The sequence below is a fragment of the Pseudarthrobacter oxydans genome (assembly GCF_030812335.1).
Classification (GTDB): Bacteria; Actinomycetota; Actinomycetes; order Actinomycetales; family Micrococcaceae; genus Arthrobacter; species Arthrobacter oxydans_B.
Genome location: NZ_JAUSSN010000007.1, coordinates 1 through 14,327 on the forward strand (window position 1 = coordinate 1; position 14,327 = coordinate 14,327).

A 14,327-nucleotide genomic window follows, 5' to 3' on the forward strand; every position below is an offset into this window, starting at 1 on the left:
CCGCGCCACTGGTGGTTGTGGGCTCCGGCGGTGTGCTGGCAGACCAGGGGCTGGCCCTGGCCGTTTTCGAGATAGAAAACCTTGTATTCAAGGCCATCCACGTCGACGGTGACGTAGTGGCCAGTGACGGGGGAAATTTTGCTCATGTCAGGAACTCCTATGGTCTAGACGTTTACCGATGCTCCTATAGAAGATACACAGGGCCAGGGCGGGCCGGAGCCCTGCGACGGCGCACCCTGGACCCAACAGCCGGCCGCGCCAGCGGACGCCCGAAGGCATTGTCCGTGGACCCGCCGGTGACCGCCCGACTCACGGAGACGTCATGGCAGGATGTCCATCATGGACAGACGGTTGCGGCGCGCTCCTGACGCCGAATGGGTGCTGATGTACCGGCTCGGGCTGAGCCGGCAGCGCATTGCTGCCCTCGTGCGCTCCGAGCCCGCCACGGTCGGATACCACCTGGTCATCGCCCGCCGCCAGGACCCGGGCCTCGAGGCCGAACACCAGGTGGCCGCCGGCGCCGCGCCCGTTCCTCACCCCTCCCCCAAGGATCTCGCCCGCATGGACGAGCTCATCGCCTGGGTCAAGGCCGAAGGCCGGCTCCCCCCGTGACCGCTCCGGGCAACAGAGCGAACGGGCGATGGCACGATGGCTGTCCGGGCGCCGGCGCGAAGCGGCCGAAGGGACCCTGGACCCGGCCTACCGGGACGGTCTGGCCCGGGTGCCCGGGTGGCGGGGAAACCGCAGGGACGCCGAGGACGAGGCACGCTGGCACCACCGCCTGGCCCAGCTCGAGGACTTCCGACACGTGGGCAGCAACTGGCCCCGCCACATGGACTGCGATTCAGAGCGGGAACACACCCTCGGGGTGTGGATCCACACCCAGCGGTACAAGAACCGCCGCGGCGAGCTCGACCCAGGGAAGGTCAAGCTCCTGGACGACGCTGTTCCCGGCTGGCAGACCGGGAGGACCAGGGGCCGCCACCGCCGGCGGTGACCGGAAAGCCCCTCCTCCCTGAGGCCAGCGGCCAGGACCTCACGCCGATTCGTACCCTTGGAGTGGTTCTCCAGTCCCCCCAGCTTGGAGAACCCGGAGCCTCCGCGCTCGAGTCCTTGGATTCGCGCGGAGGCTTTCCTCATGGCTCGCAGCAAGGACCCTCTGCCCGGTTGTGCCCACTGGGGGCTACGGTGGTAGGACAGCCAGCATCCGCAGGAGGTTTGTCCGTGAGCATCAGCACCAGCCGGGGATTCCCGCATCCCGCACGTCTCGGCACCTTAGCCGGGGGCATCTTGCTCGCCGCTTCTCTCACGTTGACGGCATGCACCGGATCGCAGCCACCGCCGTCGCCCAGCGAAACGTCAAGTGACAATACGACTGGAAGCAGCACCCCGCCGTCGGCCACTACCACCCAGGGATCCAGCGCCTCGCCCGGCGGCATCGCCGAACTGGTGGAGAACCTGGCCCCCTCAGTGGTGACCATCTTCACCGAGGGCGGGCTGGGCAGCGGCGTTGTCTATTCTGCCGACGGGCTCATCCTTACCAACGAGCACGTGGTCAGGGGCAACACCGCGGTGGAGGTTGGCTTCGCTGACGGCCAGCGGGTCAAGGGGACGGTCAAGGCGACCGACGTCGTCACCGACCTGGCGCTGGTCCAGGCGGACCGGAAGGGCCTGCCCAAGCCCACTTACCAGAACACACTCCCCCGGGTGGGCGAGGGCGCCGTGGTTCTGGGGTCTCCGCTGGGCTTTGAGAACACGGCGACGGCCGGGATCATCTCCGGGCTGCACCGGTCCATCCCGGGTTCGGCCTCCAACAGCCTGTCCTTGGTGGACCTGATCCAGACAGACGCCCCCATCAGCCCCGGCAACTCCGGCGGCGCGGTGATCAACATGCGCGGCGAAATCATCGGCATCAGCGAGGCGTACATCCCGCCGTCAGCCGGTGCGGTCTCCCTCGGCTTTGCCATCCCGGCCGCCACTGCCGTGCAGGTGGCGGAGGAACTGCTGGCCGACGGCACGGCCGAACACGCCTATCTCGGCCTGACCCCGGGCGAACTGACGCAGCAGATCGCCGACCAGCTGGGCATTGCGGCGAACACCGGCGTCGTGGTTCTTGCTGTGGATGAGGAAGGGCCCGCCGGACGGGCAGGCATTCGCCCCGGTGACGTGCTGGAGTCCATGGAAGGTGTGGCGCTGAACGCCCCCGAGAAGCTCCTGGCAGAACTCCGCAACCGCAACCCCGGCGATACAGTCAGCTTCAAAGTGAAACGTGGCGACCAAAGCCTTGACCTCAAAGCGGACCTGGTCGACCGACCCACCCAGTAGTAAACACAAGGACAGCAACCAAAAGACGCCGGAGACAATACAGGGCCAGGGCGGGCCGGAGCTCTGCGACGGACAGCACTGGACCCCACAGCCGGCCGCGCCAGCGGACGCCCTAAAGCAGTGTCTGTGGACCCGCGCTGCCCGCCAGGCGGGCCGGGGGTTTCCCCTTCCGCTTTCGGGCCCAATCGGTGGCGGCTCGATCCCCGGCTGCGCGAAGACCAGCAGACCGGCGAGCGGGTATGCGCCCGCAACGACGTCGACCGCGGCCACCTGGTACGCCGGTCCTTAGCCGTCTGGGGCGAGACCCGGGAAGAGGCCGCCCAGGCCAACGAGGACACCTTCCACTACACGAACGCCGCACCCCGGGCGGCAACGTTCAACCAGGGCCCGGACCTCTGGCTCGGCCTGGAGTCCTACCTGCTGGAAAACGCAGCCGACAACGGCCGGCGGCTTGTTGTTTTCACAGGCCCGATCTTCAGTGACACCGACCCCGCCTACCGCTGTGTCAACATCCCGTTGCGGTACTTCAAGGTCGCCGTCTTCCTCCACCACGGCGACCTCGCCGCAACCGGCTACATCGTGGACCAAACCCCGGAGCTCGTGAACCTGCCCGACGTCCCGCGGCCCGGCGCCATCGACGAGACTCCCCCGCTCGGCCCGTTCCGCACCTTCCAGGTCCCCGTCCGAGACATAGCCGCCCTGACAGACCTGAACCTGGACCAGCTCGTGGCCGCAGACCGGATGCCAATCGCCCGTGCGCTCACCACCGCACCAGTCACCTCCACCTGGCGACGGCTGAACTCGCCACTGGACCTCGACCTGGACTTCGACCTCAACGACACGGACTGACATCCCCCCGACCTGACCTAACACGGCACCGGAGCCACCCCGGCAAGGCAGGCTCCGACGGCGGCAAAAGCAACAGTTCGGGCACGGCAAAGCCCTGCAACGGCCGCCGACACCGGGAATAAGCAGTGCGTACGGGCGCGGTGCACGCCCGGCTTGTGGGGAGGGCCGTGGCAGGATGGGGCCCTGGACAGGCGGTTGCGGCGCGCTGCCGACGCGGAGTCGGTGCTGATGTACCGGCTCGGGCTGAGCCGGACACGCATCGCTGAGCTCGTGCGCGTTCATCCCGCCGTCGTCGGATACCACCTGGTCATTGCCCGCCGCCGTGATCCTGGACTTGAGGGCGAACACCGTGCCGCCGCCGGTGCCAGAACCAGCCCCTCCCCCATGAGCCTTACCCGCATGGAGGAGGTCATCGCCTGGATCGTGGTCGAGGGCCGGCGCCCCCGCGAACATTCCGAGCACAAGGATGAACGCTCGATGGCCCGGTGGCTCTCTGATCGTCGGCGCGAAGCAGCCGAAGGCACCCTTGACCCGGCATACCATGACGGACGCGCCCGGGTTCCGGAATGGACCGGAACCCCCAGGGAAGTTGCGGACGAAGCCAGATGGCACGACCGTCTTGCCGAGCTCGTGGCCTTCCGGCGGGAAGGCAACGACTGGCCACGCCACCACGACTATGACTCAGAGCGAGAACACACCCTCGGAGTGTGGATCCACGCCCAGCGTTACAAACGGCGCCGCGGCGACCTCGACCCTGTGAAGGTTAAGCTCCTGGACGATGCCGTTCCGGGATGGCAGACCGGAAGGAAACGGGGCCGCCCTCCCCGGCGGTGACCGGGAGGAATTCCCATCCGGCCCTCTGGCGGCTTCAGCGCTGTTCAGCCTCCGACGTGCCACGCATCGAGCACAACACGGCCACGCGGCGATTCCAGTGTCGCGGTGAGCGGTGCGTTCTGCGCAGCGTCGATCGGGCTCGTGTGAACGGCCGGAAGCTTCAGCACGTCGACCGCCTGGGTCGGAACGCCGCGCAGCACCAGGCCCTGCAGCGCCGCGTTAGTGGGGGGCATGTGGGCACACGGATGTTGCCCCTCCCATTCGATCAAGCTGGGCAGCGCGCCCGCGCATTCAGCGCGGCCGTCGTCGCGGACTGTGATTCGCCACTTCAACAGTCCGTAAGGCGTCTCGCGCTGCGCTGCCAGCAACTCGCCAGGGTTGAGGGCGAAGTTGGCAAGGTCCCTGCGCAGCATCTCGATCTTGCGCGTGCGCGCCACTGCGTGCACCAGCCGAGGGGATTCGCGCACAGCCTCGCGCACCTCGGGGTGGTCGAGCCCGAACCAGCGCGGCCTCCCCGGCGCCGGGGCGTCGGGATCGATCGCGATGACCTCGAGGTAGCAGTCGGGGAAGCTCTCGCTGCTGACGGCAATCACGCGGTTGTGAGTACCCATCCGCGGGTGCTTGCCACCACCGGAGGGCTGAACGCCGAACGTCGCCGCGCACCAGGCCGCGCCCTGTTCCAGCGAATCGGCGGCGATGACCAGGTGATCGATAACGGCGTTCACAACTCAACCGTACTGCTCGGGGCGTTCGACAGATCGGCCCGGTGTCCCAGCCTTCGACTCGCCAATAGGGCCCTGTACTCCTAAAGCTGTCCCCAAGGGACAAGTAACTGGTGAGTAACGAGCCCTGATTGGCCTGGAGGGAGCACTTGGTTGTCTCGCAACCCAACCATTGGTAGACACGCCCTAGTAGACTCGTCCCGGCTCTCCAGTCCCCCCAGCTTGGAGAGCCGGGAGCCTCCGCGTTTGAGTCCTGGACTCGCGCGGAGGCTTTCCTCATAGACCAGCAGAAGAAGCCCGGGCTGCTGCCACAGGGCGATCTAACCGAACGCGACCCCGCAGAGATGGCGTTTACGACCGTGCCGGAGCCCGTCAGGCAGCCGGCACGACGCCCCGGACTGCCCCGGACGGGCAGACGGGAAGCGGCGCGACGCGTTCAGGGACACCGTGTGGGGTCGGTTGAGGACGTCCGGAAGTGGGTTCCAGCTCGGCGAGCGGGAGTTCGCGGTGGATAAGGTAATCGGACGCTGCCGGGCCGGTCATCCTCAGACCCGGGCACCGTCGTCCACGATGTTCAATGCGGACATTGGCTGCGCGTAAACCGGCTCTGAACGCCCTGCCACCCACGGGTGCAACCCCTTCGAGCCCGCACCAGCTCAGGTACAAGCCATACATTTCCTCCACGCTGAGACCGTCCCCGTCCGGATCTGCGGCGACGCAGTCCTTGAGGAAATCTTCCAGTGGTGTCTTCGTCATCGTGGCCTCCTGCATCCTGGCGGCAGAGCCGCTCAACTGAAACAGCAACAGCATGAATGTGAAGCATGACCGGCCCAGAAATGTGGCCAAAACACTAAGAATCTAGGAGCACTTTCTCCCCTTGTCAACCAGATCTTCCGGAGTGAACCGGGTGGGCCATAGCTGCATTGGGCCATCCCGAGGCAGGGAGCCGCGAAGGCCGACTACAAAGCCGAAGCGGAGCCGCAGCGAAGGGCCCGCCATGTTGTGCCCACTGTGGACAGGTGGAGCCCTCCGCACAGCTCAAAGCTGTCCCCATTGGCGTGCAACCCGTCCGGCCGGAGGCGGGAACCAAGACAGTGGATAGGTCTTTTGTCGGCCCTGACGGCTATAGTTAATCGAACATATATTCGAATAAAAGGTGTGTTGTGGGCGTTGTTGTGGGTCCCCGTGTGATAGATGCGGGCGCATCGTTGTTGTCGGTGCTGATCTCTCCGGTCGCTGTTGCGGCCGGGTATCCCTCGCCCGCGCAGGACTACTTTGATGGCCGGATCGACCTGAACGAGCACCTGATCAAGGACGTCACGAGCACCTATGTCGTGCGGGTGTCCGGGGACTCGATGGAGGGCGCGGGGATCAGCGACGGGGACGAACTGATCGTCAACCGGGCCCTGGAACCGGTGGACGGGTCCGTGGTCGTTGCGGTCCTGGACGGTGAACTGACCATCAAACGGCTCCGGATCACCGGAGTCGGCGTCGTGCTGCAGGCGGAGAACCCGGCCTACCCCGATATCCGGGTCCCGTCCTTATCCGACCTGGTCGTGTGGGGCGTCGCAACCCGATGCCTCCATGTCGTCTAGGGCCGGTCGTGTCTAAGCCGGCGGTGATGCGGCATATGCCGCAGACCGCGCATGTGGATGTGAACTGCTTCTATGCCTCGGCCGAGCGGGCATTCGACCCGTCCCTGGAGGGCCGGCCCGTCATCGTGCTCTCGAACAACGACGGCTGCGCCGTCACCCGCTCCCCGGAAGCGAAGGCCCTGGGTATTGCCATGGGTGAGCCGTGGTTCAAACTCGCCCCGCGCGCCAAACAATGGGGACTCGTCGCCCTCTCCAGCAACTACGAGCTCTACGGGGACATCAGCGCCCGGGTCATGGAGCTGCTCGGCCGGTACTCGGCCTGGCTGGAGGTCTACAGCATCGACGAGGCGTTCCTCGGCGTCAAAGGCACCCCGGACGAACTCCTGGCCCTGGGCCGGGACATGAAGGCCACCGTGCGGGGGAACGTCGGCGTGCCGGTCTGCGTCATCATCGCGCCCACGAAGACCCTGGCGAAGCTGGCCAACAAATGGGCCAAGAACAACCCGGGCTTCGACGGGGTCTGCCACTGGGACTCCGTGCCCGCCGCCGACAGGGAATCTCTGATGCGCCGCCTGTCCGTGATCGAGATCTGGGGTGTCGCCACGCGGCTGACCAAACGCCTCAACGCTCTGGGGATTCATTCCATCCTGGATCTGTCCCGGGCCGATCCGGTGATGATCCGGGACCGCTTCTCCGTGGTCATGATGCGCACCGTCCTGGAACTGCAGGGAACCCCCTGCATCCCGATGGAGGAAGAACGGATCGGCCGGGACCAGCTCATCTTCTCCCGCTCCTTCGCCACCCCGATCACCACAGCGGCCGGCATCCGGCAGGTCATGAGCGTCTACGGCCAGCAGGCCTCGGCGCGGCTGGCCAAACACGGGCTCCAGGCCAAAGTCCTTACCGCGTTCGCCGGGACCTCACACTTCAACCCGAAAGACACCTCCTACCCCTCGGTGCGCGTGCCGCTGCCGATGCCGACCGCGGACCCGGTGATCCTGACCAAGGCCGCGCACGCCCTGTTGCCCCGCATCTGCGAGGGCATCCGGTACGCCAGGGCCGGGATCATGGTCACCGACCTGCGCCCCAGCGGCAACCAGGCACCCCTGGCCCTGTTCGAGAACCCGCACGAGGAACGCCACGTCGGAGCACTCTTGGAAGACATCACCCGCCGCTACGGGCGCGGCTCCATCGGCCTGGGCCACGGCGGCATCCGCGGCGGGCCGGACTGGACCATGAAACGGGACATGCTCTCCCCCCGCTACACCACCCACTGGGACGAACTCCCCCTCGTCAAAGCCGCCTAAACCCAACTTCGCCCGCACGACAGCACCACGAAAGAACGCACCCCCATGACCACCACCATCGAAGCCCCCACCCAGACCCACGACCTCCAGGTCCGGACCGACGCGGCAGGCAAACCCCTCGCCATCCGGCACGAAGGACGGATCTGGCTGGTCGATCCCGACACCGAATCCCAGCACTGGTACGGCAGGGATGCCTGGTGGGACACCCGGCGTACCGCGGCCGTCGGGAGCGGGGATCTGGTCAGCATCGAATTCTGGCGGGTCCAAGTCCGCTTCGGCAACACCTCGGCCCTTCGGACCGTCACGCTGCGCCGGAAGCCGCTCTCCACACGCTGGCTCCTGGACAGCACCAGCGACGCCGACGAAACAACCGAAGAAGTGTGAACGGCCGAACCATCACCGATCAGACATGGGCAGCAATCCGGACGGAATTCACGCTGCCGACCCTGCAGCAGGTGCACCGACGGCTCTCCGAGCTCATGGAAGACCCGGAACCGGTGACGCGGCAGCTCGTCCGCGTCTTCATCGACGAGGGCACCTTCTGCCCCGGATTCCAGTTCCTCCCCGGCGGACAGCTCCGCCCCACCGTCGTTGCGCTCTTTCAACGTGCGATGGAGCTGCAGATCCCGCACAACTACTTCACGCTCTGGATGGTCACCCCCTCCAGGGACCTTTCCGGGGCACGCCCCGTGGACCGCGTGAAAGGCGGACCCGCTCCCCTGCTGCGCGCGCTGGAATCCTTCAGCTGGCGCTAGCACCGGCTCTTGACCGCGACGGCGGGGTGGGTAGCGTTGGCCCATGGGACTCATCTACGACAACCCGGACCTCGTGGCCCTGACGCTGACGCGGCTCGCCGCGGAAGAATCCGAAGGACCCGGCGCCCTGGAACGGCGCATGCTCGACTATCTGGGCGACCTCGAGCAGCGCAACGGCACCGCCTTCCTGGAGCTGGTGGCTATCACCCTCGCCCGGATCCACTTCAAGTCGCTGGACGATCTGGCCCGGGCCACCGGGGCAGACTCCGCAGGCCTGCTCGACGCCGCGGAAGTAGAGGCTCTGGAGGGCTATGCGACGGGTAGTTAGGATCGAAACCATGAACAGGAGGCGGCAACATCGGCCAGTGAAGAAGTCTGTTCGGCGGCTTTGGCACCTAACTTGTCTACAGCCATCTGCACCAGATCTACTGGCCAGCTCTGGGGCTTCGCGAGAACCAATTTAGCTAAGCCGAGTGTCATTGACGTGAATTGTTGTGGATCCAGCCATCCAGAGTCGCGTAGGGCCTGCCGTGTGTCTTTGAACTTTTCTGGGCGAAGCTTCCTGGTTGAGTACGCTGCAGAAAGCACGACTATGCCTTCATTGGTACCGGCACTAAGGACATCGTGAACCTTAGGCTCTAAGTGGTTGCGAATGCGGTCACGCGTGGAATCGTTTGTGATAATCCACACCAGCCAAAGTACCCTCCCCGACAGGTTGACTGTTTGAAGACGCAGTGCCTCCTGTAGGTCAAGGACGCGAATTCGGTAGGAGGTAGAGTCCCTTTTCAGAGCTCGTTCCAGGGTCCGATACATCTTGCCGGTAAATTTTTCTACGACAGCGTTCAGTACCCCAGCGATATCGATAATTACCTGGGGTTTGGCTATCTCCAGCGCAGCGATTGTTGCGAGCATCAGTTCAGTTGGGTCAGTCGTGGATGCAAAGTGGCTCTTCCACCATTGAGCGTTTGATCTGTTTTCACGGTAATCGCTCTCTGCGTGCACCGCGCTAAGGAGGGTTTCGTTTCGAAGACGGAGCCTGAGTGCGGACAGGTCAAGGTGTGCCGGCGTCATCGAAACCACGCGGCGAAGTATCCAACCTTGCCCCCAAGCCTCGGCAACATCGGCCAGGTACGGCGCCCATTCGTCGGGGCGGATAGAACCTTCGGGCGGGAGTTGAAAGTGGCCACTTAGCTGTTGGATGCGCTGCGCAGTTTGAGACTGCATCGCGTAGATACTTCTCGGTGGCAGTGGCGCGCCTTTTGTGTAGGGCCCTTCGAGCACATCCGCGGCCAGAACACCCAGCGCTTCAAGATCCGTTGTAGCGCTCCGGGTTTTAATGGTTTCGGCAGCCCCAGTGTTCAGGCTACGGACGGCAAGCTCAACGATGGACTTCTCGTTGCTGTCGTGTCTTCCTTCGACGAGAGTATCCAGCGCCCAAATTTGTGGGTCGCTGTCTGCTGTCAAAAGTGATTCAAGCTGGGAGGTTTGTTCCGTCGAAAGATCGTGCAGAGCGTGAAGGTGCGCTGCGGACCGAAGCCACAGTGAGTCATCTTCATGGTTCTCCCACCACCATCGGCCCAGCCTGTCCTCCGGAATCGCATGCGCACGCAACATCGATGCAATGACGGCGCGCGTCGTTGGGTCGGATTCCGTGCTCAGACGGGATTTGAGGTGGGCCACAGCCTGGGAACGTCCCGCTTGGTGCCCAAATACTAACGAGCTTCCAGAAGCGTCCAAAAAGCCGTCGTGGGCAAAGATAACGCCTGGACCTTCGAGGATGAAATCGATAATTTCACGAAGCTCGCTGTCATCGAGGTCATCGCAGATCCGGTCGTTTAGTGTCGCGGCCGCCATGATCCGGATCAGCGGATGCGGTGCGCTTACCCTACTGGCAGATTTGAAATTCCCCATGAGCCCGCGGATTTCTCCATGGGCAAGCAACCCCATAAGGAACCTACAGACGTTCATCCAGTACGGGCGGATCAGAAGTGCGTTCAGCCCATCATCACGAGAGTTGCCATTCCCCTTTGGCGTGAGATTCTGGAAGAGGTGCACTGCTGCAAAATATTCTCGCAGAGACTGCACCTCGAACTCGAAGGCGTCGTTGCGTTCTACGAGGCACAACACCCGGTCTGTGATGGCCGAATATATTTCCTCTGCCAGGGCTTGTTCTTCCTGATTGCCGCTGAGGAAGCTTCGCAGCAGATCACGTAGCTCCGCCCTTGTGATGGAACCGGAGCTTTTGCCCTCTTCGGCTTTCGCCTGGAGGTACCATCCGAGGTAGGCATGCGTCTTTTCCAGGACGCGGCGCTGCTGGCGAAGCAGCGGTTCTTTCTCTTGTGTCTGCTCCCGATCGAGGAAGGTCTTGAGATACTCCGCGTATAGATCTGTGCGCTGCTGCGGGAGAAATTGGCGTCGATGGAGGAGATGCAGAAGAATTGCTAGCTGCATCGGATAGGCCGCGAGCTCGTTGATATGTGGAAGGTGCTGGCTGTCCACAAAGATCGCCTGCAGTCTAGCTGCGGCATCTTGGCTCAGACTCGATACGGCGCACCACCGACTGAAATACTGCATCCGTAGGCCGGGTGTCAGACGTTGCAGGTGTAGTAGCGGGAACTTACCTGATGAGGTCAACGACTGCAGTGAGGAACCCGGGCGGGTAGCTACGAGGCACCGCAGTCGCTTCGCCGAACCGCGTTCCCGTCATGACCAAGAATTGAGTCAACGCCTTGTACCGCTCTCCCATGTCCTCCAGAATCAGGCCGAATTCAGCGTGCGTCAGGAACCTGGCCTCATCCTCGGCCTTTTCGCCTGACGGGAGTTGCACGCCTCGGCACGGATTATCTTTCCGGTACCCGAGGCGGACCGCCGTCTCCATCGCCGAGAAGATCAGGCCATGGTTGTTCTTGATGGTCTTGGCCGACCGGCCCTTGGTCTGCATCCCCTTGATCCAATACGTCAGGTGCCGGTAATCGAGCTTGTCCACGGGAATGTGCCCGATGACGTCGGCGATGTGCAGCTTCAGCATGGTCTGATACGTGTGGACGGTGCCAACTGAAGGTCGGACCAGAAAGTCGATGTGCTCTTGGATCACGGCGGAGACGGTGGGCGCTTTAGTCTGGTTCGCGACCATCGCATGCTGGGCAATCTCAAAGGATTGGTTGTTGGCATCAAGGAGGCGCTTCAGCGTCTGGGCCTCGGCCGACGTCGCTAGGGTAATCCCCTCTTGCTTTCGCGTCTCGGGGTTCCGCCAGCGGACCGTAAACGACGTGGATCCGTCCGATTTTTTCCGTTCCCAAATGCTGGCCATACCCAAAATTCTAGGCTTCGTGTGCACAGAAAACGAGTTTTTGTGCACACCCAAGGCCCTGGAACCCTGCTGACCTGCGGAAACACTGTGCCCGAGGTGGGACTCGAACCCACACACCTTTCGATACCGCATTTTGAGTGCGGCGCGTCTGCCATTCCGCCACTCGGGCGCGGAACACCGGTGTCATAATCGCCCCGCCACAGTGCTGTGAGCAACGCGATCGCTTCCAGTGCGCGAAATTACTCTACATGCAGATAGGCTGAATTTCAGAATCGCGCCAGTGACGCCGCATCGAACCCAGCCCGGTCCCAGTACAGCAGCGGTGACAACCTAAGATGGTTTAGTTCCCGCCGTACCTTTCCAAGGAGTTCCCGTGTCAGAACAGACGGAGTCAAACCCCACGTCCAAGCCGGCGCGCCGCGTGGTCGTGGCCGAGGATGAGACCCTCATCCGGCTCGACATCATCGAAATCCTGCGGGGCGAAGGCTACGACGTCGTCGGCGAAGCGGACAACGGTGAGAAGGCCGTACAGCTCGCCGAAGAACTGAAGCCGGACCTCGTCCTGATGGATGTCAAGATGCCCGTCATGGACGGCATCACCGCCGCCGAGAAGATCGTCAAGGCCCGGATCGCCCCCGTGGTCCTGCTGACCGCGTTCAGCCAGAAGGAACTCGTCGAGCGCGCCCGCGACGCCGGAGCCATGGCCTACGTGGTCAAGCCGTTCACCCCGGCGGACCTCATCCCCGCCCTGGAGATCGCACTCTCCCGCCATGAGGAGATCAAGGCCCTCGAAAGCGAAGTGACCGACCTGCAGGAGCAGTTCGCCACCCGCAAGCTTGTCGAGCGCGCCAAGAGCCTCCTGACCACCAAGATGGGCCTGACGGAGCCGGAGGCGTTCCGCTGGATCCAGAAGACCTCCATGGACCGCCGCCTCAGCATGCGCGAGGTCGCCGAGACCATCATCAACCAGGTCAACTAGCCGCCAGGCAACACAGGAGCCGGCAACGAGAGCCAGCAACGATAAACCAAAAGGGAGGGTCCCCGCCAGCGGCGGGGACCCTCCCTTTTTGTGTGAAGCGCGGAACTAGATCTTGGAGTTCCGCTTCTTCTTTTCCGGCCAGGGGCCGAGCTTGTCCTTGGCTACCTCGGCGTCGCCGGTGCTGCCGGCGTCGGCGAGGTCGCCGACCCTGTGGACCTTGAGCATGTTCGTGGAACCGGCCTTTCCGGGAGGCGACCCGGCGGCGATAACGACCATGTCGCCGTCCTCGACGACGTCCATGTTCAGCAGGCTGCGGTCGACCTGGGCAGTCATCGCATCGGTGTGGCCCACCATCGGGACCAGCACCGGCTGGATGCCCCAGGTCAGCGCGAGCTGGTTCCAGACATGCTCCACCGGGGTGAAGGCGAAGACCGGGCGGATCGGACGCAGCCGCGACAGACGCCGGGCGGAGTCACCGGACTGGGTGAACGCACAGATGTACTTCGCGTCCAGCTGGTCGGCGATTTCGACGGCGGCACGGGTGATGGCGCCGCCGCGGGTCTTGGGCTTGGTGCCCAGCGGGGGGACGCGCTCCAGGCCGTGGACCTCGGTGGATTCGATGATCCGGGCCATGGTCTTGACGGTCTCGATCGGGAACTTGCCCACGCTGGTCTCGCCCGAGAGCATGACTGCGTCGGCGCCGTCGAGCACGGCGTTGGCGCAGTCGGAGGCCTCGGCGCGGGTCGGACGCGGGTTGTCGATCATGGATTCCAGCACCTGGGTTGCCACGATGACCGGCTTGGCCCAGCGGCGGGCCAGTTCAACGGCGCGCTTCTGGACGATCGGCACTTCCTCCAGCGGAAGTTCCACGCCGAGGTCGCCACGGGCCACCATGATGGCGTCGAAGGCGTCGATGATCTCGGGGAGCTGCTCCACAGCCTGCGGCTTCTCGATCTTGGCGATGACCGGCACGCGGCGGCCTTCTTCGTCCATGATCTCGTGGACGCGCTTGATGTCCGAGGCGTCGCGGACGAAGGAGAGGGCGACCATGTCCACGCCGCGGCGCATGGCCCAGCGCAGATCGTCCTCGTCCTTGACGCTCAGCGCCGGCACGTTGACGGCAACACCGGGCAGGTTGATGCCCTTGTTGTTCGACACATAACCGCCGACGATCACCTGGGCGACGACCTTGACGTCGTCGACGTCGATCGCGCGGAGGGCGACCTTGCCGTCATCGATCAGGAGCGCGTCGCCGGGCTTGACGTCCTCGGTGAGGCTCTTGAGCGTGGTGGAGCAGATGTCCTTGGTGCCCGGGACGTCCTCGGTGGTGATGGTGAACGTGTCACCGACGGCCAGCAGGTGCGGCCCGTCCACGAACCGGCCCAGGCGGATCTTCGGCCCCTGGAGGTCGGCCATGATGGCGACCGGCTTGCCGAGCTGCCCGGCAGCCTTGCGGACGTTCTCGTACGTGGTGTCGTGGACGGCGTAGTCGCCGTGGCTCATGTTCATACGGGCCACGTCGACGCCGGCTTCCAGCACGGCGAGAGTGTTCTCGAAGCTCGCGATTGCCGGTCCGAAGGTGGCCACTATTTTAGCGCGTCTCATATACCTACCCTATGTAGTCGATTGTCTGGATGAAGTTGTTGGCAGA

15 protein-coding genes and 1 tRNA gene are annotated in these 14,327 nt (G+C 64.2%); 11 read left to right on the top strand and 5 right to left on the bottom strand.

The genetic code is table 11. The features are described 5' to 3' along the window. The first annotated feature begins 339 nt into the window (after positions 1-339). The 5 genes from J2W14_RS12530 to J2W14_RS12550 all read left to right on the top strand — a co-directional run bounded on the left by J2W14_RS12530 (position 340) and on the right by J2W14_RS12550 (position 4,008). A complete protein-coding gene (locus tag J2W14_RS12530) occupies positions 340-612 on the top strand; it encodes a hypothetical protein (RefSeq protein ID WP_307462846.1) in 273 nt (90 codons plus the stop codon). A gap of 28 nt (positions 613-640) precedes the next feature. Continuing rightward, positions 641-997: a helicase associated domain-containing protein gene (locus J2W14_RS12535; protein WP_307462849.1), complete on the top strand. Its 357-nt coding sequence runs from the start codon at positions 641-643 to the stop codon at positions 995-997. Between the two features lie 227 nt (positions 998-1,224). After that, complete coding sequence (locus tag J2W14_RS12540; protein WP_370871287.1) at positions 1,225-2,325, top strand: S1C family serine protease; 1,101 nt, start codon at positions 1,225-1,227, stop codon at positions 2,323-2,325. Positions 2,326-2,451: 126 nt separating this feature from the next. Then, entirely contained in the window at positions 2,452-3,174 is a 723-nt protein-coding gene (locus J2W14_RS12545) for a DNA/RNA non-specific endonuclease (RefSeq protein WP_307462851.1), read from the top strand. Positions 3,175-3,369: 195 nt separating this feature from the next. Beyond that, complete coding sequence (locus tag J2W14_RS12550; RefSeq protein WP_307462853.1) at positions 3,370-4,008, top strand: helicase associated domain-containing protein; 639 nt, start codon at positions 3,370-3,372, stop codon at positions 4,006-4,008. 44 nt (positions 4,009-4,052) lie between these two features. Here the strand turns inward: J2W14_RS12550 and J2W14_RS12555 are convergent, their stop codons facing one another. Beyond that, on the bottom strand, positions 4,053-4,733 hold the full coding sequence (locus J2W14_RS12555; RefSeq protein WP_307462854.1) for a VOC family protein: 681 nt from the start codon (positions 4,731-4,733) through the stop codon (positions 4,053-4,055). Positions 4,734-5,893: 1,160 nt separating this feature from the next. On the opposite strand from J2W14_RS12555, the gene J2W14_RS12560 reads away from it, so the two are divergent. The 5 genes from J2W14_RS12560 to J2W14_RS12580 are packed head-to-tail and all read left to right on the top strand — an operon-like array spanning position 5,894 to position 8,715. Then, a complete protein-coding gene (locus J2W14_RS12560; protein WP_307462857.1) occupies positions 5,894-6,325 on the top strand; it encodes a LexA family protein in 432 nt (143 codons plus the stop codon). A gap of 26 nt (positions 6,326-6,351) precedes the next feature. Then, entirely contained in the window at positions 6,352-7,632 is a 1,281-nt protein-coding gene (locus J2W14_RS12565; RefSeq protein ID WP_307463398.1) for a Y-family DNA polymerase, read from the top strand. A 45-nt stretch (positions 7,633-7,677) separates the two neighbouring features. Beyond that, on the top strand, positions 7,678-8,016 hold the full coding sequence (locus J2W14_RS12570) for a hypothetical protein (RefSeq protein ID WP_307462860.1): 339 nt from the start codon (positions 7,678-7,680) through the stop codon (positions 8,014-8,016). Next, positions 8,013-8,387, top strand: a complete 375-nt coding sequence (locus tag J2W14_RS12575; RefSeq protein WP_307462863.1) for a hypothetical protein — start codon at positions 8,013-8,015, stop codon at positions 8,385-8,387. Before J2W14_RS12570 ends, J2W14_RS12575 begins: the two co-directional genes overlap by 4 nt. Before the next feature lie 43 nt (positions 8,388-8,430). Further along, complete coding sequence (locus tag J2W14_RS12580; protein ID WP_307462866.1) at positions 8,431-8,715, top strand: hypothetical protein; 285 nt, start codon at positions 8,431-8,433, stop codon at positions 8,713-8,715. Here the strand turns inward: J2W14_RS12580 and J2W14_RS12585 are convergent. From J2W14_RS12585 to J2W14_RS12595, 3 genes are all read right to left on the bottom strand, one after another. Then, positions 8,712-10,886 carry an NACHT domain-containing protein gene (locus tag J2W14_RS12585; protein ID WP_307462868.1) on the bottom strand — a complete coding sequence of 725 codons (2,175 nt, stop codon included), beginning with the start codon at positions 10,884-10,886 and terminating at the stop codon, positions 8,712-8,714. The genes J2W14_RS12580 and J2W14_RS12585 overlap by 4 nt on opposite strands. Before the next feature lie 118 nt (positions 10,887-11,004). Continuing rightward, positions 11,005-11,697: a tyrosine-type recombinase/integrase gene (locus J2W14_RS12590; RefSeq protein WP_307462870.1), complete on the bottom strand. Its 693-nt coding sequence runs from the start codon at positions 11,695-11,697 to the stop codon at positions 11,005-11,007. Between the two features lie 88 nt (positions 11,698-11,785). Beyond that, positions 11,786-11,866: transfer RNA gene (locus J2W14_RS12595), tRNA-Leu, on the bottom strand. Positions 11,867-12,070: 204 nt separating this feature from the next. On the opposite strand from J2W14_RS12595, the gene J2W14_RS12600 reads away from it, so the two are divergent. Then, positions 12,071-12,676 carry an ANTAR domain-containing response regulator gene (locus J2W14_RS12600; protein ID WP_301226264.1) on the top strand — a complete coding sequence of 202 codons (606 nt, stop codon included), beginning with the start codon at positions 12,071-12,073 and terminating at the stop codon, positions 12,674-12,676. A gap of 105 nt (positions 12,677-12,781) precedes the next feature. Here J2W14_RS12600 and pyk read toward each other — a convergent pair whose 3' ends face one another. After that, positions 12,782-14,281, bottom strand: coding sequence for a pyruvate kinase (pyk, locus tag J2W14_RS12605; RefSeq protein WP_307462873.1), 1,500 nt, complete (start codon positions 14,279-14,281; stop codon positions 12,782-12,784). Positions 14,282-14,327 lie beyond the last annotated feature (46 nt).